Origin of the sequence: Streptomyces sp. NPDC050485 (assembly GCF_044458185.1) — a bacterium.
Lineage (GTDB): Bacteria > Actinomycetota > Actinomycetes > Streptomycetales > Streptomycetaceae > Streptomyces.
Window position 1 is genome coordinate 271,335 of record NZ_JBITHR010000002.1, and the last position, 26,538, is coordinate 297,872.

Below are 26,538 nucleotides of genomic sequence, written 5' to 3' on the forward strand. Positions count from 1 at the left end.
CGTACGTCTGAGCGGCTGACCCCGCAGGTGTGTGCGAAGGCCCCGGCGTAGGCTCGGACGCGGGTACGAAAGCCACAACGTCAAAGGATCATGTGATGGAGCTCGGTCTCGTCGGCCTCGGCAAAATGGGCGGCAACATGCGCGAGCGCATCCGCCGCGCAGGCCACACCGTCATCGGTTACGACCGCAACCCGGACGTAGCGGATGTCCACAGCCTCAAGGAACTTGTGGACAGCCTCACGGGTCCGCGAGTGGTGTGGGTGATGGTCCCGGCGGGCGCCGCGACGCAGTCCACCATCGACGAGCTCGCCGAGCTCCTGTCGCCCGGCGACATCGTCGTGGACGGCGGCAACTCGCGCTGGACCGACGACGAGAAGCACGCCGTCGAGCTGGGCATCAAGGGCATCGGCTTCGTCGACTGCGGTGTCTCCGGCGGCGTCTGGGGCCTGGAGAACGGCTACGCGCTGATGTACGGCGGCGACGCCGAGAACATCGCGAAGGTCCAGCCGGTCTTCGACGCACTGAAGCCCGAGGGCGACTTCGGCTCGGTCCACGCGGGCAAGGTCGGCGCCGGCCACTTCTCGAAGATGGTCCACAACGGCATCGAGTACGCCATGATGCAGGCCTACGCCGAGGGCTGGGAGCTGCTGGAGAAGGTCAACTCGGTCACCGACGTCCGCGAGGTGTTCCGCAGCTGGCAGGAGGGCACGGTCATCCGTTCCTGGCTGCTCGACCTCGCGGTCAACGCACTGGACGACGACGAGCACCTCGACAAGCTCAAGGGCTTCGCGCAGGACTCCGGCGAGGGCCGCTGGACGGTCGAGGCCGCCATCGACAACGCCGTGCCGCTGCCCGCGATCACCGCCTCGCTGTTCGCGCGGTTCGCGTCCCGGCAGGACGACTCCCCGCAGATGAAGATGATCGCCGCGCTGCGCAACCAGTTCGGCGGCCACGCGGTCGAGTCCAAGTAGCAGTAAAGAGCAGTAGGTCAGCCGGGGGAGGTCGGCGACACCATGCACGTCACGCATCTCTCGCTGGCCGACTTCCGCTCGTACGCCCGGGTCGAGGTTCCGCTCGACCCGGGCGTCACCTCTTTCGTGGGGGCCAACGGGCAGGGCAAGACCAATCTGGTCGAGGCAGTCGGCTATCTCGCCTCGCTCGGCAGCCACCGGGTCTCCTCCGACGCGCCGCTGGTGCGCATGGGCGCCGACCGGGCGGTCATCCGCGCGGCCGTCACCCAGGGCGAGCGCTCCCAGCTGATCGAGCTCGAACTCAACCCCGGCCGCGCCAACCGGGCCCGTATCAACCGGTCCTCGCAGGTCAGACCCCGCGATGTGCTGGGGATCGTACGGACTGTGCTGTTCGCCCCGGAGGATCTGGCGCTCGTCAAGGGCGACCCCGGGGAGCGGCGGCGGTTCCTCGACGAGCTGATCACCGCGCGCTCGCCCAGGATGGCCGCGGTGCGGTCCGACTACGACCGGGTCCTCAAGCAGCGCAACACCCTCCTGAAGTCCGCCGCGATGGCCCGCCGGCACGGCGGCCGTGGCATGGACCTGTCCACACTCGACGTGTGGGACCAGCACCTCGCCCAGGCCGGTGCCGAGCTCCTCGCCCAGCGCCTCGACCTGATCGCCGCGCTGCAGCCGCTGGCGGACAAGGCGTACGAGCAACTGGCCCCGGGCGGCGGCCCGTTGGCCCTGGAGTACAAGCCGTCGGCGCCGGGCTCCGGACACACCCGCGACGAGCTGTACGGCCAGCTCATCGCGGCCTTCGCGGACGTCCGCAAGCAGGAGATCGAGCGGGGTGTGACGCTGGCCGGGCCGCACCGCGACGATCTTCTGCTGCACCTCGGCGAGCTGCCCGCCAAGGGGTACGCGAGCCACGGCGAGTCCTGGTCGTACGCCCTGGCACTGCGCCTCGCCTCGTACGACCTGCTGCGGGCCGAGGGCAACGAGCCGGTGCTCGTCCTGGACGACGTGTTCGCCGAGCTGGACGCCAAGCGGCGCGAGCGGCTCGCGGAACTGGTCGCTCCGGGCGAGCAGGTCCTGGTGACCGCCGCGGTGGACGACGACGTTCCGGGGATCCTCGCGGGTGTGCGCTACGAGGTCGCGGCGGGCGAGGTGGCGCGGGTATGAGCGAGGCATCCGGATCCGCCGAGCAGCCGAAGGTGCCCGAGTCCTCCGGGGTCGATCTGGCGCGGGTCGCGCTGCGCGCGGCCAAGGAGCAGGCCAAGGCGCGGGGCGCGGCCGCGCAGCAGAAGAAGCAGGCCCGGCGGGGCGGCGGACTGCGCTCCGGCGCGCGGGCCGACGGGCGCGACCCGCTGCCGCTGGGGGCCGCGATCAACCGGCTGATCAGCGAGCGCGGCTGGGAGACGCCGGCCGCGGTGGGCGGGGTGATGGGCCGCTGGCCGCAGATCGTCGGCGACGACCTCGCCAACCACTGCGTACCCCAGTCGTACGACGAGACCGAGGCCGTCCTCACCGTGCAGTGCGACTCGACGGCCTGGGCGACCCAGCTGCGGCTGCTCGCGCCCCAGCTGGTGGCGCGGCTCAACGCGGACCTGGGGCAGGGCACGGTCCGGCTGATCAAGGTGTTCGGCCCGAGCGGACCGCCGCAGCGCTACGGCAGGCTGCGCGCGCCGGGGAGCACCGGGCCGGGCGACACCTACGGGTGATGGCCGGCGGCGCGCCCCCGGTGAGCCGGGGGACCGGATCCCTCCGCGACGCCCTCTGTGACGCGACGCCCTCCGTATGGAGGAGACGTCGTGGAGGAGACGTCCGCGATGGACGGGACGTCCGGGCGCGCCGAGGGGTGTCCTACGCGTCTCCGCCGCACCCCTGATGACGTGGGAAAACGGGGCGCGAGAGGTGCCTGAAACCGGGTGAGGGGCATGAGGCGTCCCTCACCGTAGTCGGAGGTTGACAGGTCGAAGCGCTGAATGCCCGTGTGAAGCTCTTGGGGCCCCTCCCCGAATATGGGGAGTCGGTAGGCGCCCGCTCAGGGCGGCACATGCGGACTCAGGCACCGGCAAACCCCCATTCATGTCGGCGCTACCGGTAGACTGGTCAATAATCCCGCCGTCCTCGCGGGATGCACCGAAAGACGCGGACGGACGCCTGCCCCCACGGGCGGTGCCCGACGCTGACCATCGCTGAACGACGCAGCCGCTCCTGCCTGACAGGGGAAGGCTTGTGCTGTGCCAGAAAGGGCGCTTCGTGGCCGATTCCGGCAACCCCAACGAGAACACCCCGTCCACTGCCGTCGGGGAGAACGGCGAGGTCACCGCCTCGTACGACGCCAGCGCGATTACCGTCCTCGAAGGTCTGGACGCGGTCCGCAAGCGACCCGGCATGTACATCGGCTCGACCGGTGAGCGTGGTCTGCATCACCTCGTGTACGAGGTCGTCGACAACTCGGTCGACGAGGCCCTGGCCGGGCACGCGGACAGGATCGACGTCACCATCCTCGCGGACGGCGGCGTACGAGTGATCGACAACGGGCGCGGTATCCCGGTCGGCATCATTCCGTCCGAAGGCAAGCCGGCCGTCGAGGTCGTGCTGACCGTGCTGCACGCGGGCGGCAAGTTCGGCGGCGGCGGCTACGCCGTCTCCGGTGGTCTGCACGGTGTGGGCGTCTCCGTGGTGAACGCGCTGTCCACGAAGGTCTCGGTCGAGATCAAGACCGACGGCTCCCGCTGGACGCAGGACTACAAGGCGGGCGTCCCGACCGCGCCGCTCGCCCAGCACGAGGCCACCGAGGAGACCGGCACCTCGGTCACCTTCTGGGCCGACGGCGACATCTTCGAGACCACCGAGTACTCCTTCGAGACGCTCTCGCGGCGCTTCCAGGAGATGGCCTTCCTCAACAAGGGCCTGACCCTGACGCTGACCGACGAGCGCGAGTCGGCGAAGGCCGTCTCGGGCGCCGACACCACCGATGAGGCGGAGGAGCAGCAGCCCCTCTCGGTGAAGTACTTCTACGAGGGCGGCATCGTCGACTTCGTGAAGTACCTCAACTCGCGCAAGGGCGAGCTGATCCACCCGACCGTGATCGACATCGAGGCCGAGGACAAGGAGCGACTTCTCTCGGCCGAGATCGCGATGCAGTGGAACTCTCAGTACAGCGAGGGCGTTTACTCCTTTGCGAACACCATCCACACGCATGAGGGGGGTACGCATGAGGAGGGATTCCGTGCCGCGCTCACGGGCCTGGTCAACCGGTACGCCCGTGACAAGAAGCTGCTGCGCGAGAAGGACGACAACCTCTCGGGCGAGGATATCCGCGAGGGTCTGACGGCGATCATCTCCGTCAAGCTGGGCGAGCCGCAGTTCGAGGGTCAGACCAAGACCAAGCTGGGCAACACCGAGGCGAAGACGTTCGTCCAGAAGGTGGTGCACGAGCACCTCACCGACTGGTTCGACCGCAACCCCAACGAGGCCGCGGACATCATCCGCAAGTCCATCCAGGCGCAGACGGCCCGCGTCGCCGCCCGCAAGGCGCGTGACCTGACCCGCCGCAAGGGGCTGCTCGAGTCGGCGTCGCTGCCCGGCAAGCTCTCGGACTGCCAGTCCAACGACCCCACCAAGTGCGAGATCTTCATCGTCGAGGGTGACTCCGCCGGTGGTTCGGCGAAGTCCGGCCGCAACCCGATGTACCAGGCGATCCTGCCCATCCGAGGCAAGATCCTGAACGTCGAGAAGGCCCGGATCGACAAGATCCTGCAGAACACCGAGGTCCAGGCGCTGATCTCGGCGTTCGGTACCGGGGTCCACGAGGACTTCGACATCGAGAAGCTCCGCTATCACAAGATCATCCTGATGGCGGACGCCGATGTCGACGGCCAGCACATCAACACCCTGCTGCTGACCTTCCTGTTCCGCTTCATGCGGCCGCTGGTCGAGGCCGGGCACGTCTACCTGTCGCGTCCGCCGCTCTACAAGATCAAGTGGGGCCGGGACGACTTCGAGTACGCGTACTCGGACCGTGAGCGCGACGCGCTCACCGAGCTCGGCAAGCAGAACGGCAAGCGGATCCGTGAGGACTCGATCCAGCGCTTCAAGGGTCTTGGTGAGATGAACGCCGAGGAGCTGCGCGTCACCACCATGGACATCGAGCACCGGGTGCTCGGCCAGGTCACCCTGGACGACGCGGCCCAGGCCGACGACCTGTTCTCGGTGCTGATGGGCGAGGACGTCGAGGCACGCCGCTCGTTCATCCAGCGCAACGCGCGGGACGTCCGCTTCCTCGACATCTGACTCGGTCTGTCGCTGACCGCTTCGAAAGGACTTGAGAACCAGCAATGGCCGACGAGAACACTCCCGCGACCGCTGAACCCACCGAGGAAGGCCCTGTTCTGCGCATCGAGCCCGTCGGGCTCGAGACGGAGATGCAGCGCTCCTACCTCGACTACGCGATGTCCGTCATCGTCTCGCGTGCGCTGCCGGACGTACGGGACGGACTGAAGCCCGTCCACCGCCGTGTCCTGTATGCCATGTACGACGGCGGGTACCGGCCCGAGAAGGGCTTCTACAAGTGTGCCCGCGTCGTCGGTGACGTCATGGGTACGTACCACCCGCACGGCGACTCCTCGATCTACGACGCGCTCGTGCGCCTCGCCCAGCACTGGTCGATGCGCATGCCGCTGGTGGACTCCAACGGCAACTTCGGTTCCCCGGGCAACGACCCGGCCGCCGCCATGCGGTACACCGAGTGCAAGATGATGCCGCTGTCGATGGAGATGGTCCGCGACATCGACGAGGAGACCGTCGACTTCACGGACAACTACGACGGCCGCAACCAGGAGCCGACGGTCCTGCCGGCGCGCTTCCCCAACCTCCTGGTCAACGGCTCGGCCGGGATCGCGGTCGGCATGGCCACCAACATCCCGCCGCACAACCTGCGCGAGGTCGCCGAGGGTGCCCAGTGGTACCTGGCGAACCCGGAGGCCTCGCACGAGGAGCTCCTGGACGCGCTGATCGAGCGCATCAAGGGGCCCGACTTCCCCACCGGCGCGCTGGTCGTGGGCCGCAAGGGCATCGAGGAGGCGTACCGCACCGGTCGCGGCTCCATCACCATGCGCGCGGTCGTCGCGGTCGAGGAGATCCAGAACCGCCAGTGCCTGGTGGTCACGGAACTGCCGTACCAGACCAACCCGGACAACCTCGCGCAGAAGATCGCCGACCTGGTCAAGGACGGCAAGGTCGGCGGCATCGCGGACGTCCGTGATGAGACCAGCTCCCGTACCGGCCAGCGCCTGGTGATCGTCCTCAAGCGGGACGCGGTCGCCAAGGTCGTCCTGAACAACCTGTACAAGCACACCGATCTGCAGTCCAACTTCGGCGCCAACATGCTGGCGTTGGTCGACGGCGTACCGCGCACGCTCTCGATCGACGCGTTCATCCGCCACTGGGTGACGCACCAGATCGAGGTCATCGTCCGGCGGACGAAGTTCCGGCTGCGCAAGGCTGAGGAGCGGGCGCACATCCTGCGCGGCCTGCTCAAGGCGCTGGACGCGATCGACGAGGTCATCGCGCTGATCCGGCGCAGCGACACCGTCGAGGTCGCGCGCGAGGGCCTGATGGGCCTGCTCTCCATCGACGAGATCCAGGCCAACGCCATCCTTGAGATGCAGCTGCGCCGGCTCGCCGCCCTGGAGCGCCAGAAGATCGTCGCCGAGCACGACGAGCTCCAGGCGAAGATCAACGAGTACAACGCGATCCTCGCCTCGCCCGAGAAGCAGCGCACGATCGTCAGCGAGGAACTGGCCGCGATCGTCGACAAGTTCGGCGACGACCGGCGCTCGGCGCTGGTGCCGTTCGACGGTGACATGTCCATCGAGGACCTGATCGCCGAAGAGGACATCGTCGTCACCATCACCAATGGCGGCTACGTCAAGCGGACCAAGACCGAGGACTACCGCTCGCAGAAGCGCGGCGGCAAGGGCGTGCGGGGCACGAAGCTGAAGCAGGACGACATCGTCGACCACTTCTTCGTCTCCACCACCCACCACTGGCTGCTGTTCTTCACCAACAAGGGCCGGGTCTACCGGGCCAAGGCGTACGAACTGCCGGACGCGGGACGCGACGCGCGCGGTCAGCACGTCGCCAACCTGCTCGCCTTCCAGCCGGACGAGAAGATCGCCCAGATCCTCGCGATCCGCGACTACGAGGCGGCGCCCTATCTGATCCTGGCCACCAAGGGCGGCCTGGTGAAGAAGACGTCCCTGAAGGACTACGACTCGCCCCGTTCGGGTGGTGTCATCGCCATCAATCTGCGGGAGACCGCGGACGGCGGCGACGACGAACTGATCGGCGCGGAGCTGGTCTCCGCCGAGGACGATCTCCTGCTGGTCAGCAAGAAGGCGCAGTCCATCCGCTTCACGGCGACGGACGACGCGCTGCGCCCGATGGGACGCGCGACCTCGGGCGTCAAGGGGATGAGTTTCCGCGAGGGCGACGAACTGCTCTCGATGAATGTCGTCCGGCCCGGTACGTTCGTCTTCACCGCAACCGATGGCGGGTACGCGAAGCGCACTCCCGTCGACGAGTACCGCGTCCAGGGTCGCGGCGGCCTCGGCATCAAGGCCGCCAAGATCGTGGAGGACCGGGGCTCGCTGGTCGGCGCGCTGGTGGTGGAGGAGAGCGATGAAATCCTCGCCATCACGCTCGGCGGCGGTGTGATTCGTACGCGAGTCAACGAGGTCAGGGAGACGGGCCGTGACACCATGGGCGTCCAACTGATCAACCTGGGCAAGCGCGATGCCGTGGTCGGTATCGCCCGTAACGCCGAGGCGGGCAGCGAGGCCGTAGAGGTCGACGGGGCCGACGACGCCGAGGGCGCTACTGCCGAGGCTGCTGCCGAGGGCGTCCAGCCCTTGGCCGGGGAGCACGAGGAGTAAAGCGTGAGTGGAGCCACGGGCGCCGGAGCGGCCGCTTCCGGAGCGAACGGTGCCCGTGGCCCTGCCGCGGACTCCCAGGGGGTAACGGTGACGGACACCCGGGGGCCACAGGGCCGCACGGAGTACGAGGGCCACGCCAACGGGCCGCTGCCCGGCGAGCGTGAGAGGCTCCCGCAGGGCCAGCAGCCCTACCACCCGCCGCAGGCCTATCCCGCGCCGCAGCGGGGCAGCCGGTCCGAGGCGGTGCGCCGGCCGCGTACCGGGGCGCGTACGACGCCCCGTACGCGCAAGGCGCGGCTGCGGGTGGCCAAGGCAGACCCGTGGTCGGTGATGAAGGTCAGCTTTCTGCTGTCCATCGCGCTCGGCATCTGCACGGTGATCGCGGCGGCGGTGCTGTGGATGGTCATGGACGCCATGGGCGTGTTCTCCACGGTCGGCGGCACGATCAGCGAGGCCACCGGCTCCAACGAGTCCAACGGCTTCGACCTCCAGTCGTTCCTGTCGCTGCCGCGGGTGCTGCTCTTCACGTCGGTCATCGCGGTGATCGACGTGGTGCTCGCCACGGCGCTCGCGACGCTCGGCGCCTTCATCTACAACCTGTCGGCCGGGTTCGTGGGCGGCATCGAGCTCACGCTCGCCGAGGACGAGTAGCAGCGGTCCACAGCCGCCCGGCTATCGATTTTGGGACTGGGCGTCCCGTGCGCTAATCTTCAGAGGTCAGCGCGCGGGACATCCCGCAGAGCGCGGCGGGGCTATAGCTCAGTTGGTTAGAGCGCATCCCTGATAAGGATGAGGCCACAGGTTCAAATCCTGTTAGCCCCACAGCAGACCTGATGCAGGTCACAGGCCCGGTAGATCATACGATCACCGGGCCTTCTGCATGCCGTCCCGTCAGTCCCCTCAGCCCTCGGCTCCCTCCGGTCCTCCCGGGTGTCGGGACGCACGCCGACGAGCTCGCCGTCGCCCGCGGCTTCCGGTCGCCATGGCGATCGAGTTCGACACACGCAAAGAGTGAGCGACGCCTCCTAAAGAGCCCACCAGAACGCCTCGGGGCCTCCAGGACGAAACTCTGGAGGCCCCGAGGCGTTTTGTCGCCTTAATCCTGTGCTTTTACTGTGGGCGGCGTCGGGGGCCCCGAAAACGCCGAAGAGCCCGGCAACTTGGGGAAGTTGCCGGGCTCGCAGCTCGGGCGGAGCGGATTGGGTCAGGAGGTCGGGGCCTCGGCCCCGGTGGGGGCTTCCGGCGCATCGCCGCCCGCGGGGGTGCTGTTCTCGGCGGCGTCGCCGACGGGGGCGTTGTTCTCGGCTGTGCCGGCGCCGGGCGCTTCCGGCTCCTGGGCGCTGTCATCGGTCGCGTTCGGCTCGTCGCCCCCGTCGCGGACGTCGGCGCGGTGCCGGGAGGAGGGCGAGGCGCCATGGGCCTCGGCGCGGATGCGCTGCTTCATGGTGGGCGGCAGGGCCGAGGGAGAGGGCAGGGCCCAGTGCACGGTAGGAGCAACGGAGGCGGGGAGTTCGCTCCGGTTGTACGTCACGTCGTGCTGCGGTACGGAAGCCACGGGGGCGGCGGCGGAGGCCTGGCCGGCGAAGCCGAGAGCGGCGAAGAGCGCGACGAACATGCTGATGAGGGCCGTCCACCACGTCGTGAGCTTGCTGGTTGCCATGACTTCCTCGCTTCTTCCATGCGCAGGGTGCGCTTTTGGGTTGCCCGAATTGCGTTGTATCTGATGATGTGCGGGCAGTGCGGAGGTGGCGAGGAGCGACGCACCGTATCGGCGGATCTTCCGATGAAGTACACACGGATGGAGCATCACCGATTGATATCGATCGGTGTGTATAGTCGGGCGACAGAGGTCCCTTACGTCAAGGAAAGACGAGGTCGCGCGGTGAAGAAGCTTCTCCTGGTCGCACTGGCCGCCATCGGCGGGCTCCTCGTGTACCGCCAGATCCAGGCGGATCGCGCCGAGCAGGATCTGTGGACGGAGGCGACCGACTCCGTGCCCGCAGGTTCGGGTGTGTGAGACCGAAGACCCAGTTGCGAAGCCCCGGCCGCTGATGTGGCCGGGGCTTCGTGCTGTCCCGGGGGTGGGAGCGGTCCCGGTGACGAGCGAGTTCACGTAAGCGAATAATTGACTTGCGAGGGCAAAGGTGGGCGGGGCGACGTGAGGACGAGGCACAGCAGGTCCCGGACGGCGGCGCACAGGATCGGGGCGGTGGCGGGCGCGCTCTGCGCACTGCTCGCGGCGCCGGGACCCGTACACGCGGCCGGGCAGCCGCAGCCGTACCGGTACCCCGACGGTGTGCGGGACGTGGCGGGGGCGGCGAAGAACACCGACGGGCCCGTCCTGCGGTCCGGTACCGCCTACAGGTCGGTCATCAAGCCGAACGGCAAGCTCTACTTCCAGGTCGTCCTGGACGGCGAGAACGACGCCTATGTGTCGGCGGTCGCCGTGCCGGGGCCCTCGGGCGCCAAGCTGGCCTACGGCGACTCCATCAAGGTGTCGCTCCAGGACGCCGACGGCAACGACTGCGACTCCCAGCGCCGTTCGATCGGCTCGGCGCAGTACCCGCACCCCATCGCCGCCTACGCCTATCGTGCCCTGCGCAAAAGCCTGTCGACCTGTCAGGAGCCGGGCACGTACTACATGGTGGTCGAGCGGGAGAGCGACGCCGCCTCCACGCCCGGCGACTGGGGTCTGGATCTGCGCTACTCGACCGAGCCCACCAGGAAGACCGCCGGGCCGAGTACGGCGCCCTCCGGCTGGCCCTCCGCGTCACCGGCCCCGCCGGCCGGCGCCCCGCAGCGGCGCCACGGAGGCAGCGGCTTCTACGATGCGCCCGCACTGTCCGAAGGACAGTGGAGGGACACGATCCAGCCGGGCGAGACCCTCTTCTTCAGCGTGCCGCTCGACTGGGGGCAGCAGCTCTTCGCCGGCGCCGGCCTTGGCAGCATCGCCACCGCCAAGGACGGCTACGTCGGCAACGCGCTGTCCCTCCAGCTCTACAACCCCGGGCGCGGGCTGGTCTCGGGAGCGTCGGCGCCGTACGAGGGCAGGCAGAAGGAGGCCGCGCTCGACCCGCTCGCGCCGGTCGCCTACGAGAACCGCTACGCGCCGTCGGACCAGGTCTCGGCGATGCGCTTCAGCGGTTCCTACTACCTGGCGGTGTCGCTCAGCCCCGAGGTCGGGCAGACCTTCGGGAACACGCCGTACGACGTGACCCTGCGGCTGAGCATCCGGGGCGGGGCGACATCCGGCCCGGCGTACGCGGGTCGGGCGCCCGATTTCGGGACGGCCGCCCCTTCTGCCGACGACAGCGCGATGAAACTCCTCGCGGCCGCCGGAATCGGCTCGGGCACGGTGCTGGTCGCCGGGCTCGGGGTGTGGACGCTGGTCGCCCGCAGGCGCGCGGCCGCCCCGGCGCCGCAAGGGTTCGGTCCGCCCGCCTCCTGGTAGGCGCCCCAGGCTCCGGGGCCCTCAGGTCTGCGTCAGCGCCCAGAAGCCGACCACGAAGCACACCAGCGCCACCAGGAGCACCGGAACCGCGACCTTGGCGGACGGCCCCGGCTGCCGCGGCCTGAAATCGCCGCCCTGGACGGGAACTTGTGGCGGCGGTGACGCATTGGGGTACGAGGCCGCATTGGGGTAGGAGCCCGCGTTGAGGTACGGGGCCGCATCGGGGTACCGCGTCGCGGTGGGGTACGAGGTCGCCTGGGGATACGGAGCTGTGTACGGGGTGGTCGCCGGAGTCCTCGGGGTCTGCTCGTACTGCGGTGGCGCGTACGAGTCCGCGTGCGGCGGCGCTTGGGTGGGGGGTGTGGGTGTGGGTGTGGGTGTGGGCGGGGTCGGCGGAAGGCTGCCGGTGCCCTGCGGTGTGCATCCGGAGCCCAACTCATCGGATGCTGCGCCCTGTTGATGCAACCCCTGCCCTATATGCCCCTGCTCCCCGGGGAGTTGCTGCCGGCCCGCCTGCTGCCCGCCAGCCCGCTCCACGCCCGTCTGCCGTACGGAGACTGAAGCCTCCGGGGCCGGTTGGCCGGGGCCTTCCTCGGCGAAGCCGGGCGGCAGGGGGCCGATCTGGTCGAAGACCTCGACGGGTTCTTCGTCCGGGGCCTGCTCGGGGAGCAGTTCGACCGCCTGCGCCAGTGCCTTGCGGGCCCCCGTGGCCGTGCGGAAGCGGTTCTGCGGGTTCGGCTGGAGCAGTCCCGCCAGCACCTGCCAGAGGGGCTCGGGGACGCCCTGAGGGGCTCCCGGAGTGCCATGGGCGGCGAAGTACTCGACGAGTGCCCGTGCGTCCGGCTTGCTGCCCTCCAGGAGGTACAGCGCGACCAGGCCGACCGCGAACAGGTCGGCGGGGAAGTCGGGCTCCGCGCCCATCATCTGCTCGGGGGCGAAGTAACCCGGCGTCCCCACCACGTAGTTGGTCTCGGTGAGGCGCGGTTCGTCCTTGCGCATCGAGATGCCGAAGTCGGAGAGCCGCAGGTGCGGGCGGCCGCTTCCGGTGGCTTCCAGAAGGATGTTGGCCGGTTTGATGTCGCGGTGCACGACGCCCTCCGCGTGCACCGCGGCCAGACCGGCGAGGAGCTGGTCGAGCAGGGTGCACACGAACCGAGGCGGCAGCGGCCCGTAGTCGCCGATCAGGTGGGCCAGCGAGCCGCCGCTCACCAGGTCCATGGTGAACAGGACCTTGTCGTCGTCCGCGGCCCAGCTGGCCGGGGCCAGGACGTGCGGGTGGTCGATCCTGAGGGCCTGCTCGCGGACGAACCGGAGCAGGGTGTGGGCATCGCTCTGCTGGAGCACCTTGGCCGCCACGTAGCGGCGCCGGCGCCGGTCCCAGGCGCGCCAGACGGCCCCGGCCCCGCCGCGTCCGACCGGATCGATCAGCTCGTACCGACCGGCGAAGACCTCACCCACCCGGCGCCCCCCTGGATCGGACCCTGTCAGCTCTGATGCGCCTCGTAGTGCGAGACCGCCTCCGCGGTGCGCCCGGCGCCGTACACCCGGAGGAACTCTGCCAGCTCGGGGTGGGCCGGGGCGAGGGTGTCGGCGGCCTCGATGATGTCGCCCGCGGCCGCCACGGAACGCAGCAGCGACTGGATCTCGCGGACCACGCGACGTACCGTCGGGGCGCCCGAACTGGACGTCGTCTGGGCGGTGTTGGTCAGCACCGAGCCGCCCTGCGACTTCTTGATCTCCTCCATGCGGTCGGTGGCCTCGACGGCGCTCACACTGCCGTCGGCGACCTGTCCGGCCAGATCCTGGAGGGCCTGGACGCGCTGCACCACGGCCGGATTGCCGATCTTGGCGCGCTGCCCGCTCATGAGCTGCGACAGCATGGGCGCCGAGAGCCCGAGAACAGCGGCGAGCCGGGCCTGGTTGAGCCCCAGGTCGTCTATCAGGCGGCGGAAGAGCGCCCCCAGCGGCTCTCCGTACCAGCTGCGCTGAAGCTCCCTGGCTCTGGCGGTCGCTTCCTGCTGTGCTGCGTCCATTGCGCGTCTCCCCATCGCTTCCCCAGTGAGGCCGCTTCACGGGTGCGAACCTCGCCGAGCATCTTACGGAGAGTGGTCGTCCACCGGGAGTCCCAATCCTTTTGCGAGATCCCCGGCTCCACCCGGTACTCTGTTCCCGCAACACCTCATCCGGGGCCTTAGCTCAGTTGGTAGAGCGCTGCCTTTGCAAGGCAGATGTCAGGAGTTCGAATCTCCTAGGCTCCACCCGGTAAATGCCCTCTGACCTGCGGAAACGCGGTTTCGGAGGGCATTTTTTGTGCCCAATGGTGGGCATATCGGTGCCCCGGGTTGGTGGCGGAGTCCTGGATCTTTCCGGGTTGTGAAGCCTTCGCTCTCACCTGGTGGATCCCCCAGGCTCCTGGCGCTGTCCGGCGCTGCGGGTGCGGTGGAGGCGGCGATTTCCCGGCTGTGGTGTCACGGACCGCCGGGGGAAGTGAACGGCTGCAGTTCAGGCCAGCCCGGCTGCGCCCGTCCATCCGCAAGGGCCGCGAAACCGCGACCGTTCTTCCAATCGTGGAGCGCCTTCCTCGGCGAAGTCCTGGGTTGAGCCTGGTTCGTCAACACGGGAATCCGTTTTTTCACCATGACACCCCATCTGAAGCCTTAGTGGCGTTTTATGACTTGTGGTTGCATCTGTCGTATTGGGGTGTATGCGGCAACCGTGCCGTCGATGATCCGCCGAGCCGGAGGTATTGAGGTCATGGGCGCACGTGGCTGGGTCCATGCAGTTCGTGCGCTCGTGGCCGGAGGGCGCGCTCGTCCTTACCCGTACGGATTGCTCGCGCCTGTGGCACGTGTCGCTACACCTGAATCCGCTGACGAGGTCCGCAGATTCTTGGCAGGCCACGGGATCCGGTCCACTGTCGCCCCCAGCCCGCCCCGGTGGCGAAGGAGAGGCGTGCGAGCGCAGTTGCGCTTCCAGGTGCTGGTCTTCATCGAGGACGTTTCACTCGCGAGGCACCTGGTGAACCTGTGGACCGTCCCGGTTCACCCGGCCTGACGGCGTCGCGTGTGGTCGGGAGTGCCGAACCCGATGGCGGTTTCGAAGATCGTCGCCTCGCCGGTCCTCAATGCCGTCGTCATCCGTCGAACCCGTGGCCATCGAAACCGCCCGGAGCCGCAAGGGCCAATGTCGGCAGTCCGGCAATCTCGGCCTGCCCGCTGCGAGAGCGCCGCAGGATGCGATGGAGAAGTCGCGTTCGGTGGGGCTGGCCTCTGCGTCAGCACCCGCCGATTCACCCATCTGCTCCATCATGCGCCAATGGGCGAATGGCAGCTGTTCTCCACAACCCCTGACCGGCAATACATTCAGGCAATCTCGCCACTCTTCTGCGCATCCGGGTGAAAAACCCCGGCCAAGTGCCCCGCTCTCGTGCGAATGGGTGGAATATGGGGCCACGTTGGCAGAACGGGAAGTTTATTGTCGTGGCGCAGCGCAGTGAGGGCAGGCACATACTCATCGGACGAGGAGATCGGTTCCTTGACCAGTCATACGTTGCCTTCAATCACGGCAGACAGGCCGATCCTTCTCGGAGTGGCGTTGTTTTCTGATACCTCCACTGGTGGATGCTCATTCAGCCTCGGTGCCCGGTAAGGCCGGGACGGCCGTATGCCGGTGCAGCAGTTCGGTACGCGTCCGCTCTCCAGAGAGTCAAGTCCGTGCCGGCACACAGCAAGTAGCCAGGAAGAAGCGATGGAACACCGGCCACAGCCCGCAGGGCACAAGTGTGGCGCGGTCGCCGGAGAAGGCGGCCCCAACCTCCGGGAGCACGACGTATGACCTCTGCGCACCACACCCCTTCTTCCGGTCATCGTGCAGGGCCGGAGTCCACGGGGGAGAAGCTCGCGACCTGGGCGGACGACCGCCTCGGCTTGTTCGCGATCGCCAAGCCGAATCTCAGGAAGATCTTCCCCGACCACTGGTCCTACATGCTCGGAGAGGTGGCTCTCTACTCCTTTCTCATCATCATTCTGACTGGTGTCTATCTGACGTTCTGGTTCAAACCCAGCATGGCTGAGGTCGTCTACCACGGGTCCTACGTGCCGTTGAACGGCATCCGCATGAGTGAAGCTTTCGAGTCGACCATGGACATCAGCTTCGAACTGCGTGGTGGCTTGCTGCTCCGCCAAATCCATCACTGGGCCGCCATCGTCTTCATTGCAGCCATGCTCGTGCATATGATGCGCGTCTTCTTCACCGGCGCGTTTCGTAAGCCCCGAGAGATCAACTGGCTCTTCGGTGCCGGGCTGCTGATTCTCGGAATGTTCGACGGCTTCATGGGCTATTCACTCCCGGATGACTTGCTGTCCGGCACCGGAGTCCGCTTCATGGAAGGGGCGATTCTCTCCGTGCCGATCGTCGGCACGTATCTCTCCTTCTTCTTCTTCGGCGGGGAGTTCCCCGGCGTGGACTTGATCGCACGGTTGTTCACGATCCACGTGCTGCTGATCCCAGGCATCATGCTGGGCCTGCTCGTGGTCCACCTGATGCTGGTCTTCTACCACAAGCACACCCAAAGCTGGGGCCCAGGCAGGTCCAACAAAAACGTCGTGGGCATGCCTCTGCTGCCGGTCTACATGGCTAAGGCCGGCGGTTTCTTCTTCCTCGTCTTCGGCGTCCTGGCTGCAATGGCGGCCATCGCCCAGATCAATCCGATCTGGAGTTACGGCCCCTACCGGCCCGATCAGGTGACTACCAACGCCCAACCCGACTGGTACATGGGCTACTCCGAAGGTCTGATCCGCATCATGCCCGGCTGGGAGATCAATTTCCTGGGTCACACTCTCCAGCTCGGCGTGTTCATCCCGCTGATCGTCTTCCCGACCGTCCTCCTGACGCTGTGGCTGTATCCGTTCATCGAGGCTTGGATCACCGGCGACAATCGTGAACACCACATCACGGAACGCCCCCGCAACAATCCGACGCGCACCGCGTTCGGCGCTGCCTGGTCCGCCGAGTACCTGCTCCTGCTGCTCGGCGGCGGCAACGACCTGGTGGCCACGCACTTCCATCTGTCGATCAACGTGATCACCTTGACCGCCCGGTTCGGCTTCTTCGTGGTGCCGGTGCTGGTGTTCGTCATCACCAAGAGGATCTGTCTCGGACTCCAGCGCCGCGACAAGGAAAAAGTGGAACATGGCCGGGAGGGCGGCGTCATCAAGCGCCTGTCGCACGGCGAGTACGTCGAGATCCATGAGCCGCTTTCGCGGGAACAGCTGTTCACGCTCACCGCGCACGAGCAATACGCTCCCCATGAGATGCCGCCGGCGACGGACGAAAACGGCGTCCGGCGAAAGATCAAGTGGAGCGAGAAGCTGCGTGCCAGGCTTTCAAGGGCCTACTTCGGTGAGGAGAGCCAGATCGCCAAGGCGACTGCTGAGGAACACAAGGAGCGGGTCAGCAGCGGCCATCACTGATCGAATTCCACCTGTGATCAAGCCTCGGGCACTGAATCCGGCACCGGTGGCGCCGACGGGGATGGGGGTGGGGTCCTGCTTCCCCTTCCGGTAGGTGATCTTCCGGTGCCGGGTGGTCCATGGCGGCCACCCGCGCCCACTTCTGCCCGGCACCCCGACGACCACCGCCGGGGTGTCGGCCTGCGTCAGCGGCGGCCAGAACGGATTTCCGTCCGCTGGGCGGGGTCTGTCGAGGAAGAGGAAGTGGCGGAGCGTCAACGGCGCGCAGATGCAAGAGTGTTATTCGCGGAATGTGCGCCGGCTCCTCGAAGGTAATTCAGAACTCTGTGGATCACGAAGGTCGTGGGATCACCGCGTCCCGGAAAACACCCTCAGCGCCCTGAAGACCCGTGCGGCCCAGGCGGGCAAGTCGCTTCAGGCGTACGCGCTGGACGTACTCGCGCGCGAGGTGTCCCGGCCCACCCTCGCCGAAGTCGCCGCCCATGCTGAGGCAGAAGCCAGTGCGAGCCTCACCACATCCGACGTACTGGCCGGGATCGACGACGCGAGGGCGGGCAGGCGATCGTCGCCGACTGCTCCGCTCTGGTCTTCTTCCTCACCGACGACGGACCCACCGGGCACCAGGTACGCGAACGCGTCGCGAAGGAGGACCGGCTCGCCGCGCCTCATCTGATCGAGTACGAGATCATGTCCGCCCTCCTCGGCCTGGCCCGTGGCCGACGGGGCGGAGAACCCAAGCTGAGCGAAAAAGCGCTTCACGAAGCCATGGCGACCTGTCAGGGCCGTGACCTGACAAGCCGCCTGCGCATCTCACCGAACTCTGTTCGGTCGCGGCGCGGGGGAGGTTGCCTGCTGAACCCGCGGTCGGTGCCTGTGGTGCATCAGACGCACCTGCCGCCGCGCTTTCGCAGCGCGAACCCTGCCGCTTTCCGGCCGCCCGTGCGGTCTCGTGATCGAAGACGCTCATCAGGCCCCCCGACCCGAGGGCACGGCTGCGCCGCCGCCGTCGGCGTCGCCGGACTTCAGCATCCGCGGGTGACTGTCATGCGCATATCGAGCGGGCGTTCAAGTAGAGCCATGTACCCTGCCGTCGGCAGTCGTTGTGACACCGTCCTGTGCCCGTCTTCGGGGGGAGATTTCACCATGCACGGAGGCCTCTGTTGACGCGCGGAAACCTGTGGCGGGCGTTCATGGAAGTCGCCGAGGCCCATCCCGGGACCGAGGCGTTCGCCAGTCCGGAAGCGGTTCTCGACTACCGGCAACTGGCCGCCGCGGCGGCCGCGTTGGCGGACAAGCTGGCCGACCGGAACATCGCGAAGGGCGATCTCGTCGCCATCGAGATGTCGGTCGGGCCGCACTTCGTCGTCAGCGTGCTGGCCGCGGTCGCGGTCGGCGCCGCCTATCTCCCGCTCGACGTGTCAGGACCGGCGAAGCGGCGCGAACAGATCCTGCGGGACGCCCGGCCCTCGGCCGTTCTCCGGGCCGAGGACGCCCGGCGCGCGATCGCGTCCCTGACGGAGTCCCCGGCCGCGCCCGAGGGGGCGGACATCGCCCGGCACGCCCCCGCCACCGGGGACGACGATCCCGCCTACGTCATCTACACCTCGGGCTCCACCGGCGTACCCAAGGGGGTCGTGGTTCCGGCGCGCGGTGTGCACAACCTGCTGGCCGCGTTCCAGCGCCGCGCGCCGCTCGGCCCGGGAGCCCGGCACAGCTGGTGGACCTCCCCCGGCTTCGACGTGTCCGTGTACGAGATGTGGAGCGCGCTGTGCAGCGGCGGAACCGTCGTTCCGGTACCGGACGACCACCGGCGCGACATCGACGCCACCCTCGACTACCTGGCCCGTCAGCGCGTCGAATCCGCCTACCTGCCACCGCAGTTCCTCCCGGCGCTGCGCGACCGGGTCCTGCGCGGCGGCCCGGCTCCCGCGCTCCGGCGGCTGCTGACCGGCGTCGAGCCGATCCCCATGGGGCTGCTGGTCCAACTGCGCTCCTCGCTGCCGGAGATGGCCGTCATCAACGGGTACGGGCCGACCGAGACCACGGTGTGCGCCACGCTCTACACCGTTCCCGACCGGTGCGACGACCCGCAGCAGCGGACCCCTATCGGCACCGTCATCGAGGGCAACCGCGGCTTCGTCCTGGACGAGCGGCTGGCGCCGGTCGAGCCGGGGCGGCCCGGGGAGCTCTTCGTCGCCGGTGCCGGCCTGGCGATCGGCTATCTGCATGATCCGCGCCGCACCGCCGAACGCTTCCTGCGCGCCGCCGACGGCGACGGCCTCATGTACCGGACCGGCGACCTGGTCGTCGCCGACCCCGCCGGCAACCTGACGTTCCTGGGCCGGATGGACGACCAGCTCAAGATCGACGGCGTACGCATCGAACCGGCGGAGACCGAGGCCGCGCTCCGGCGCCTGCCGGAGATAGCGGACGTCGCCGTGCTCGCCAGACCGGCCGGACCCGGCGGCCCCTCGCTGCTGACGGCCTTCGTCGTCCTCTCGGAGGCCGCCACCGATGCCGGGACGGTCGCCGATGCCGACGGCCTGTGGGCCGGGATCAAGGAGCGGCTGGCGGAGGAGGTTCCCGCACAGGCCGTGCCCCGGCGCTTCCTCGCGCTGGAGCGGATACCGATGACCAGCGACGGCAAGCTCGACCGGTCGGCGCTCCCCCAACTGGACGACCGGCCGGCCCGGCCCGCCCGGGACGCGGGCGAGCACATCGTCGAGAACGCCTGCCGTGAGGTGCTGCGGCACGCGCCGGCCTCGCCGCTCGGCCTCGGATTCGCCGAGATGGGCGGCGACTCCCTGCAGGCCGCACAGCTCTCGGCCGCGCTGCGCGCGGTCACCGGCCGGGCCGTCACCGCCGCCCACGTGCTCGCCGCGCGGACCCTCGCCGACCTGTCGGCCGAGCTGACCACCCTGCCCGCCCTGGCCGAGCCGGCCGGTGACGGGCCCGGGCAGGACACCGCGCCGATGACGCCGGGCCAGGCCGGGATCTGGGCCGCCGAGCTGACCAGCACGGCTCCGGGCGCCTTCCACGAGGCGGTGGCGGTGGAGCTGACCGGCGCGGCCGACGCGCACCGTGTCGCCCGGGAGCTGACGGCCGTACTCAACCGGCACGTCGTCTTCCGCGGCCGGATCGACATCGACACCATGCAGTTCGTGACCGACGGCGAACCGGTGGCGGTCGCGGTGCGTTCGGTCGAACCGGGCGAGGCGGTGGACGACGCGTGGCAGCAGATGCTGGCCGCGCTGCAACGGCCGGCGTTCGACCTCGGTGCGGGGCCGCTCGTACGCGCCGCCGTCCTCGCGGCACCGGACACGGTCCGCCTGCTGATCGTCTGGCACCACCTCGTGGTCGACGCGTGGAGCGCCCGGATCGTGATCGAGGAGCTCGCGGCCGCCCTGGACGGCCGGGCGGCCGGTGACCGGGTGGAGCGTGGGCACGCGGGCTACGCGCGCCGTCAGCGGGAGTACCTCGATTCGACGGACGGAAAGCTGGCCGTCCAGGCGGCGGCCGAGCGGGTACGCGCCTGGCTGCCGCGGGGCGAGGCGCGCCCGCCCGCTGCGCAGGACTCCTGCCAGGTGCACAACCTGGCGGTCGGGCCGGGCGTGTGGGCCGGGGTTCGCGACTGCGCACGGCGCCAGGGCACCACGCCGTTCGCGGTCACCCTCGCCGCCCTGCTCGACCCGGTGTGCCAACTCGCCGGCACCGATGGCAGGTTCGCCCTTGCCGTGGCCGACCGGGACGAGGCGGCCGACGCCGACGCGGCGGGGTACCTCCTCACCACTGTCCCGTTCGGACCGGCTCCCGCCGGCGGCGGGGACGCCCCGGCCGCGCGCACCGCGCTGCGCCGGGCGGGCGAGGTCATCGCCGAGGCACAAGGGATGGCGCGGGTGCCCTTCCCGTCCCTGATGGCCGAGCTGGGACTGCGCGACGCGCGGTCCGTCGTGCCGTTGCTGATCGCCTGGAACCGCGATCCGGCGGGCGTCCTCTCCGGTCCCGGTCGCACCGCGCGGTCCCTGGACGTGAACCCTCTGGGGGCGCGCTGGCCGTGGACGCTCCTGCTCACCGACCACGGCGAGCTCGGGATGACCGGGCGGATCGAGTTCCCGCCGTCGGTGGCGGACGGCCAAGTGGCGCGGTTCGCAGCGCAATTGGAGCAGCTGCTGTACGCATTCACCTCGCAGGCCTGAGCGGCCGGGGCCCGGTCCGCCGAAGCGGGCCGGGCCCCGGTGGGTGTCAGGTCCGCCGCGTGTTCACGAGCGTGGGGGCGGTGGCGAGCAGGTCCTCGATCGCCTTGACGAACCGCGGCCGGTTGACGGGGTCGAAGAGGGCGAAGTGCCCGCCGGGAAAGACCTGCACCTCGCAGCCCGCCGTCGAGTGGGCGCCCCAGCCCGCGAGAGCGGCCGAGTCGACCAGCCGGTCCTCGCTTCCGCACAGCACCGTGATGGGCGCGTCGATGCGCAGCTCGGCGCCGCGCTCGGCGGCCTCGGCACCCAGCTTGAGATCCTCGCGCATATTGCTGAGCAGCGCGGTGCGCCAGGCCTCGTCCTTGAACACCTCGGGAGGCAGGTCGCCGCCGAGTTCGAGCAGCAGCCGGATGTCCTCGTCGCTGGACTGCTCGGAGAGCCGCCCGCCCCGGCCGCGCGGCACCTGCCCGGACGCGACCAGACCGAGGCAGTGCTCCCCGAGGGCGTGGGCCAGGTGGAGACCGAGGGTGGCGCCCAGGCTGTGCCCGAACACCACGGTGGGCAGTGCGGTCGTCCCGAGGTTCGCGATCACTTCTTCCAGGGTGGCGCCCGGCGGCTCGGTCAGCCGGCGCTCCCGGCCCGGCAGCGTGAGCCCCAGCACCTCCACGTCGGCGGGCAGACCGCCGACCAGGCGCAGATAGCGGTTGGGGCCGCCGCCGGAGTGCGGTACGACCAGGAGCCGGACCCGGGGCGTGCGGTCGGGCTCCAATTGCGGCCGCAGCTGCGACCACCAGGGCGGTGTGTACGGGGTGGGCGGTGCCACAGGGCCTCCGGAGCCGGGGAAACGGGGAACGGGACGAGGCCGTGCGACGGGCGGGGTCACGTGAGCCACGAGCCGGGCGCCGGGTTGCCGATCACCTTGATGGCGCCGGGCTCGTCCTCCAGGAGGTGGCTGCTGCCGACGATGGCGAGGTCCCAGACGTCCAGCTTGAGTTCGAGCGAGCCGAGGACACCGGCGAACTCCCGCCAGGGCAGCACGTCGCCGCGCTCCGCCGCCTCCAGCCAGGCGCAGATCCGCAGCGCGGCATCGGCGAGCTCCGGGCGCTCCTCGCCGCGCTCACGCGCCATCGTGGCGATGCGGCGTACCGCGCCCGCGCGGTCGAGGGTGACCCCGCCGAACTCCCCCGAGTTCAGCACCCGGTCCAGGAGCTCCTCGTCGGCCGGGGACGGGGCGCCCGCCGCCAGGCGGCCGAGCAGCCGGCGGCGCGGTGCGGGGTCCATCAGCAGGTTCAACTCGCGTACCAGGTCGGCCGGTTCGTCGGCGCAGTGGATCATGCTGCACATCCGGTTGGGCCGGTTGAGGATGCTGCGCAGGCTGTCGGCGGCCTGCTCCGACATGTCGGCCTTCCCCTTGAGCGAGCTGAGGTGGACCGTCGCGGGGACGGCGTGGCCGCCGTGGCTGCGCAGGAGCAGCAGCAGGGTGGGCCCGGCCTGGAGCACGACGTCGTTCACCGCGAGGCGGTCCAGGGTGGCCAACGTGTGCTGGTGGCGCCAGAGTTCGCGGCCGGTGTGGCGGTTGAAATGGAACATCTCGGCGCCGATGACCGTGAACTCGTGGCGGGCCAGGAAGTCCAGGATGAGCCCCAGCTTTCCGGTGGCCATCCCGTCGGGCTTGACGAGCATCAGCGCGGAGCGGTGCAGGATGGCGTCCCGCTCGTCGCCGAAGGCCTCGCGGCACTCACCGAGCCCTTCGCGGAAGCAGGTGTCGAGCTCGTAGTGGTACGCCTTGACCGGCATACGCGTGAGGGTGGTCCAGTTCGTGGGGCCCATGTCGCCCATCGCTTTCTCGTTCATAGGGGTGCGGGTCCAGGGGGGTGTCCCCCGGCGGTCAGCCGTGCAGGACGGACGCCAGCCGGTCGAAGTTGGTGTCCAGGTCGGGAGTGAGGCCGAATTCGAGGACGGCCAGGTCCGAGAGCAGCCCGCGCAGATCGCTCTCCACCCGCTCCAGTACGGCGGGACTGCTCTTGCCCGCCGCGAAGTCGCTGCGGCACAGGTCGAGCACCGCGTCGACCTCCAGCGGCCGTACGGTCTCGTGCTGCCGGGTCAGCACGAGCAGGGCCCGCGGTCGCATGGCCGGGCGCAGCCGGTTCTCGTAGCGGGCGGGCCATTCGACGCGGCTCTTGTCGCGCGCGGGCACGGGCGCGGCCGGTGCCTCCGCCAGTTCGGGCCTGCTCTTGATCAGCGCCGGGTCGAGGTAGGCGCAGCGCGGATAGCCCCAGAACCGGGGTTCGGCGTCGTCCAGATGGCGCATCATCGCGTCCTCGCCGCCGAAGTCGGCGCCCTTGAACAGGCCCCATGCGGTGAACGTCGACTTGCCGACGCCGCTGTCCGCGGTGACCAGTGCCGCGCGGCCGCCCACCGACAGGGCGCCGGCGTGCAGCCCGTAGTGGCTCCCGGAGCGGAGTGTGAGGACGAGGAAGGCCTTCTCCAGGAGCCAGCGGCCCCACACGACGGGGTCGGCGAGGTCGGAGCGGGCCAGCGTCACCCGGACCGTCCAGCGCGCGGGGGACACCACCGCCCGCGAGCTCGCCGTGTCCAGGACGACCTCGTCCGTCGTGTCCCAGCCCGGCGGGAAGTACGGCGGCGGCACGGGGGCGCGGTCCGTGTCGGCCAGCTCGACGGACAGGTGCACGGTCTGTGCGGCCGGGGATGTCAGGCCCGTGCCGTCGGGCGGCAGGGGGGCGCCGAAGAGCCGGCCGACCAGGGCCCCGGCTTCGGCGGGCGCCGTGCACAGGACCCGGTACCCGTAGAACTCGTAGAGGTTTTCTCGCATGTTCCTGTCCAATCCGTGCTGTCCTCAGGAGAGTTGGGGACAGCCGCGGTGGTGTGGTGGTCCCTGGGGCGTGGCCGTCAGAAGGGCTCGGCGCCCTCGTCGGTGTGCCGGTTCCGGTCGGTGGCTTGCGCGCGCAGGGCGCGTTCGGCGTCGTCGTACTGTTCGAGGACCAGGCGGCGCAGCGCGGGCGAGGCGGCGGGGTGCCGCTCCAGCCAGGCCCCGGTCGCGTCGAGGACGGTGCGGTCGTCCGCCGGCGCGGGGTAGAGGCCGAGCACGATCTGCTGGGCCATCTCGTGGCTCCGGGTCTCCCAGACGTCCTGGAGCGCCTCGAAGTACCGGTCCGTGTACGGCGCCAGCAGGGCGGGGTCGTGGGTCTCGGCGAAGCCCGCGATCACCGCTCGCTGCAGCTGGTTGGGCAGCTCGCCGCGGTCCACCACGGCCGCCCAGGCCGCCGCCTTGGCGTCCGCGCCGGGACGGGCGGCACGGGCCGTCGCCGCCTGGTACTCGCCGGCGGGCGTGGGATCGCGGCGCTGCTCGGCCGCGATCGTGTCCTCGCCGATGCGTCCGGCGGCGGCCAGCCGTACCACGATCGACCAGCGCACCTCGGCGTCCACCACCAGACCCGGTACCGGTGCCGACCCGTCGAGCAGTCCGCAGAGCTCATCGAGGTGGGCTTCGGTGCGCGTGGCCGCCACGAAGGCGCGCAGCCAGGCGAGTTGGTGGTCGCTGCCCGGCTCGGCCGAGCGCAGCCGTTCGCGGGCGGCCCCGGCCCAGTGGGCCAGCAGCGCCGCGCGCGCGGCCGGTTCGGTGTAGTGCTTCAGGGCGTGCGGGACCTGGCGGTGCAGCGACTCCACGACGCCGATGTCGCGCTCGGAGCCGACGGCGGAGAGCACCAGGCGCAGATAGTCCCGGGCGGCCAGTTCGCCGTCCCGCGTCATGTCCCAGACCGCCGCCCAGCACAGGGCGCGGGGCAGCGGATCGGTGAACGCGCCGAGGTGCGCCGTCAGGGCGCGCAGGGACTCCTGGTCGAAGCGGACCTTGGCGTAGGTGAGGTCGTCGTCGTTCAGGAGCACCACGTCGGGGCGGTCGAGCCCCACCAGACCGGGTACGTCCGTGCAGGCGCCCGCGACATCCAGCTCCGTGCGGTGGGTGCGCCGCAGCTCTCCGCTCGCGCCGTCCAGGGTGTAGCAGCCGATGGCGAGGCGGTGCGGGCGCAGCGCCGCCTCGCCGGGGACGCCGGGCGGCAGGGCCGGGGCCTCCTGGCGGACCCGGAAGGCGGTGATGCGGCCCGCGGCGTCCGTCTCGATCTCGGGCCGCAGCACATTGATCCCCGCGGTCTCCAGCCACAGCTTCGACCATGTGCCCAGGTCCCGCCCCGAGGCCTCCTCCAGCGCCCGCAGCAGATCGCCCATCCGCGTGCTGCCGTAGGCGTGGGCCGCGATGTAGCCGCGTACGCCCGCGAAGAAGGCGTCCGTGCCGACGTACGCCGCCAGTTGCTTCAGGACGGACGCGCCCTTGGCGTAGGTGATGCCGTCGAAGTTGACCAGCACGTCGTCGAGGTCGCGGATCTCCGCCACCACGGGGTGCGTGGAGGGGAGCTGGTCCTGGCGGTAGGCCTTGGCCTTCTGGTGGTTGGCGAACGTGGTCCACGCGTCGGACCAGGGCGAGTCGGGCGCGAGCGCCTGGCAGGCGAAGGAGCAGTAGGTGGCGAAGGACTCGTTGAGCCACAGGTCGCTCCACCACGCCATGGTGACCAGATCGCCGAACCACATGTGGCTGAGCTCGTGCAGGATCGTGGCGGCCCGCTTGCGGTGGGCGGCCTCGGTGGCCCGGGAGCGGAAGACGTACTTCTCGCTGAAGGTGACGGCGGCCGCGTTCTCCATGGCTCCCGCGTTGAAACCGGGGACGAAGATCTGGTCGTACTTCTCGAAGGGGTACGGGTGGCCGAACCGCTCCTCGAACCAGTCGAAGCCCTGCCGCGTCACGGCGAGGATCTCGTCCGCGTCGAGGTGCTCGGCGAGGCTCTGGCGGCAGTACAGGCCCAGCGGGATGCGGCCGGTGGCGCGCCGGTGCTCGCTGTGGACGGCGTGGTAGGGACCGGCGACCAGCGAGACCACGTAGGTGGAGAGCCTGGGTGTCTGCCCGAACGACCATATGGAGTAGGCCTGTTGGGCCACGTCGACCGATTCTGGGGTCGAGTTGGAGATGACCGTCCAGTCGGCGGGGGCGGTCACGGTGAACCGGAAGCGCGCCTTCAGGTCAGGCTGGTCGAAGCAGGCGAAGACCCGGCGGGCGTCCGCCACCTCGAACTGGCTGTAGAGATAGACGTGCCCGTCCACCGGGTCGGTGAAGCGGTGCAGGCCCTCGCCGGTGTTCGTGTACGCGCAGTCGGCCACCACCCGCACCTCGTTGCGGCCCGCCACCAGGTGCGCCAGCTCGATCCGGGAGTCCCGGAAGACCTCGTCCACCGCGAGCGCCCGGCCGTTGACCACGACCTCCCGCAGCACGGGCGCCCGCAGATCGAGGAAGACCGGCTCGGCCGGGTCGGCGCAGTCGAAGCGGATCTCCGTCACCGACGGGAAGGTGGCGCTGTCGGCGGCCGCGCGCAGATCCAGGGCGATGTCGTACGTCGCCACGGCGAGCGCGTGGGAGCGCCGCTCGGCCTCCTGGGCCGTCAGATTCGTACCGGGCAT

18 protein-coding genes, 2 tRNA genes and 1 pseudogene are annotated in these 26,538 nt (G+C 69.7%); 13 read left to right on the top strand and 8 right to left on the bottom strand.

Going from position 1 to position 26,538, the window contains the following annotated elements:
* Positions 1-95 precede the first annotated feature (95 nt).
* The 7 genes from gnd (at position 96) to ACIBK6_RS04975 (ending at position 8,719) form a co-directional block, all read left to right on the top strand.
* Positions 96-971 carry a phosphogluconate dehydrogenase (NAD(+)-dependent, decarboxylating) gene (gene gnd / locus ACIBK6_RS04945; protein ID WP_399048839.1) on the top strand — a complete coding sequence of 292 codons (876 nt, stop codon included), beginning with the start codon at positions 96-98 and terminating at the stop codon, positions 969-971.
* A 42-nt stretch (positions 972-1,013) separates the two neighbouring features.
* A complete protein-coding gene (gene recF, locus ACIBK6_RS04950) occupies positions 1,014-2,135 on the top strand; it encodes a DNA replication/repair protein RecF (RefSeq protein ID WP_399048840.1) in 1,122 nt (373 codons plus the stop codon).
* The gene (locus ACIBK6_RS04955) at positions 2,132-2,674 is read left to right on the top strand and encodes a DUF721 domain-containing protein (protein WP_399048841.1); all 543 of its coding nucleotides are present in this window, start codon (positions 2,132-2,134) and stop codon (positions 2,672-2,674) included. The genes recF and ACIBK6_RS04955 overlap by 4 nt, the downstream gene beginning before the upstream one ends.
* A 517-nt stretch (positions 2,675-3,191) precedes the next feature.
* Complete coding sequence (gene gyrB, locus ACIBK6_RS04960; RefSeq protein ID WP_399048842.1) at positions 3,192-5,255, top strand: DNA topoisomerase (ATP-hydrolyzing) subunit B; 2,064 nt, start codon at positions 3,192-3,194, stop codon at positions 5,253-5,255.
* 44 nt (positions 5,256-5,299) lie between these two features.
* Complete coding sequence (gene gyrA / locus ACIBK6_RS04965) at positions 5,300-7,897, top strand: DNA gyrase subunit A (protein ID WP_399048844.1); 2,598 nt, start codon at positions 5,300-5,302, stop codon at positions 7,895-7,897.
* 87 nt (positions 7,898-7,984) lie between these two features.
* Positions 7,985-8,548, top strand: coding sequence for a DUF3566 domain-containing protein (locus tag ACIBK6_RS04970; RefSeq protein ID WP_399048845.1), 564 nt, complete (start codon positions 7,985-7,987; stop codon positions 8,546-8,548).
* Between the two features lie 97 nt (positions 8,549-8,645).
* Positions 8,646-8,719: transfer RNA gene (locus tag ACIBK6_RS04975), tRNA-Ile, on the top strand.
* 382 nt (positions 8,720-9,101) lie between these two features.
* Here ACIBK6_RS04975 and ACIBK6_RS04980 read toward each other — a convergent pair.
* The gene (locus tag ACIBK6_RS04980; protein WP_399048846.1) at positions 9,102-9,557 is read right to left on the bottom strand and encodes a DUF6344 domain-containing protein; all 456 of its coding nucleotides are present in this window, start codon (positions 9,555-9,557) and stop codon (positions 9,102-9,104) included.
* Between the two features lie 222 nt (positions 9,558-9,779).
* Between ACIBK6_RS04980 and ACIBK6_RS04985 the strand changes: the two genes are divergently transcribed.
* Together ACIBK6_RS04985 and ACIBK6_RS04990 are read left to right on the top strand one after the other, a co-directional pair.
* Complete coding sequence (locus tag ACIBK6_RS04985) at positions 9,780-9,914, top strand: DLW-39 family protein (protein ID WP_003958712.1); 135 nt, start codon at positions 9,780-9,782, stop codon at positions 9,912-9,914.
* A gap of 141 nt (positions 9,915-10,055) precedes the next feature.
* Positions 10,056-11,348 carry a hypothetical protein gene (locus ACIBK6_RS04990; RefSeq protein ID WP_399048848.1) on the top strand — a complete coding sequence of 431 codons (1,293 nt, stop codon included), beginning with the start codon at positions 10,056-10,058 and terminating at the stop codon, positions 11,346-11,348.
* Between the two features lie 21 nt (positions 11,349-11,369).
* On the opposite strand, the gene ACIBK6_RS04995 is transcribed toward ACIBK6_RS04990, so the two are convergent.
* Together ACIBK6_RS04995 and ACIBK6_RS05000 are read right to left on the bottom strand one after the other, a co-directional pair.
* Positions 11,370-12,806: a protein kinase gene (locus ACIBK6_RS04995; protein WP_399048850.1), complete on the bottom strand. Its 1,437-nt coding sequence runs from the start codon at positions 12,804-12,806 to the stop codon at positions 11,370-11,372.
* Between the two features lie 26 nt (positions 12,807-12,832).
* Positions 12,833-13,381 carry a helix-turn-helix domain-containing protein gene (locus tag ACIBK6_RS05000; RefSeq protein WP_399048851.1) on the bottom strand — a complete coding sequence of 183 codons (549 nt, stop codon included), beginning with the start codon at positions 13,379-13,381 and terminating at the stop codon, positions 12,833-12,835.
* A 152-nt stretch (positions 13,382-13,533) separates the two neighbouring features.
* Between ACIBK6_RS05000 and ACIBK6_RS05005 the strand changes: the two genes are divergently transcribed.
* From ACIBK6_RS05005 to ACIBK6_RS05015, 3 genes and pseudogenes are all read left to right on the top strand, one after another.
* A tRNA-Ala gene (locus ACIBK6_RS05005) sits at positions 13,534-13,606 on the top strand.
* 1,572 nt (positions 13,607-15,178) lie between these two features.
* Entirely contained in the window at positions 15,179-16,819 is a 1,641-nt protein-coding gene (locus tag ACIBK6_RS05010) for a cytochrome bc complex cytochrome b subunit (protein WP_399048854.1), read from the top strand.
* Between the two features lie 268 nt (positions 16,820-17,087).
* Positions 17,088-17,225 (top strand): annotated as a pseudogene (locus ACIBK6_RS05015) (hypothetical protein); the annotation flags it as partial.
* 8 nt (positions 17,226-17,233) lie between these two features.
* On the opposite strand, the gene ACIBK6_RS05020 reads toward ACIBK6_RS05015, so the two are convergent.
* Entirely contained in the window at positions 17,234-17,578 is a 345-nt protein-coding gene (locus ACIBK6_RS05020) for a hypothetical protein (RefSeq protein WP_399049326.1), read from the bottom strand.
* A 401-nt stretch (positions 17,579-17,979) separates the two neighbouring features.
* Here ACIBK6_RS05020 and ACIBK6_RS05025 point away from each other — a divergent pair, with 401 nt between their 5' ends.
* Complete coding sequence (locus ACIBK6_RS05025; protein ID WP_399048856.1) at positions 17,980-21,015, top strand: amino acid adenylation domain-containing protein; 3,036 nt, start codon at positions 17,980-17,982, stop codon at positions 21,013-21,015.
* 46 nt (positions 21,016-21,061) lie between these two features.
* On the opposite strand, the gene ACIBK6_RS05030 is transcribed toward ACIBK6_RS05025, so the two are convergent.
* From ACIBK6_RS05030 to pepN, 4 genes are all read right to left on the bottom strand, one after another.
* On the bottom strand, positions 21,062-21,835 hold the full coding sequence (locus tag ACIBK6_RS05030) for a thioesterase II family protein (protein ID WP_399048857.1): 774 nt from the start codon (positions 21,833-21,835) through the stop codon (positions 21,062-21,064).
* 56 nt (positions 21,836-21,891) lie between these two features.
* Positions 21,892-22,866 carry a nucleoside-diphosphate kinase gene (locus tag ACIBK6_RS05035; protein WP_399048858.1) on the bottom strand — a complete coding sequence of 325 codons (975 nt, stop codon included), beginning with the start codon at positions 22,864-22,866 and terminating at the stop codon, positions 21,892-21,894.
* Positions 22,867-22,900: 34 nt separating this feature from the next.
* Complete coding sequence (locus tag ACIBK6_RS05040; RefSeq protein WP_399048859.1) at positions 22,901-23,845, bottom strand: hypothetical protein; 945 nt, start codon at positions 23,843-23,845, stop codon at positions 22,901-22,903.
* A 77-nt stretch (positions 23,846-23,922) separates the two neighbouring features.
* A complete protein-coding gene (gene pepN / locus ACIBK6_RS05045; RefSeq protein ID WP_399048861.1) occupies positions 23,923-26,538 on the bottom strand; it encodes an aminopeptidase N in 2,616 nt (871 codons plus the stop codon).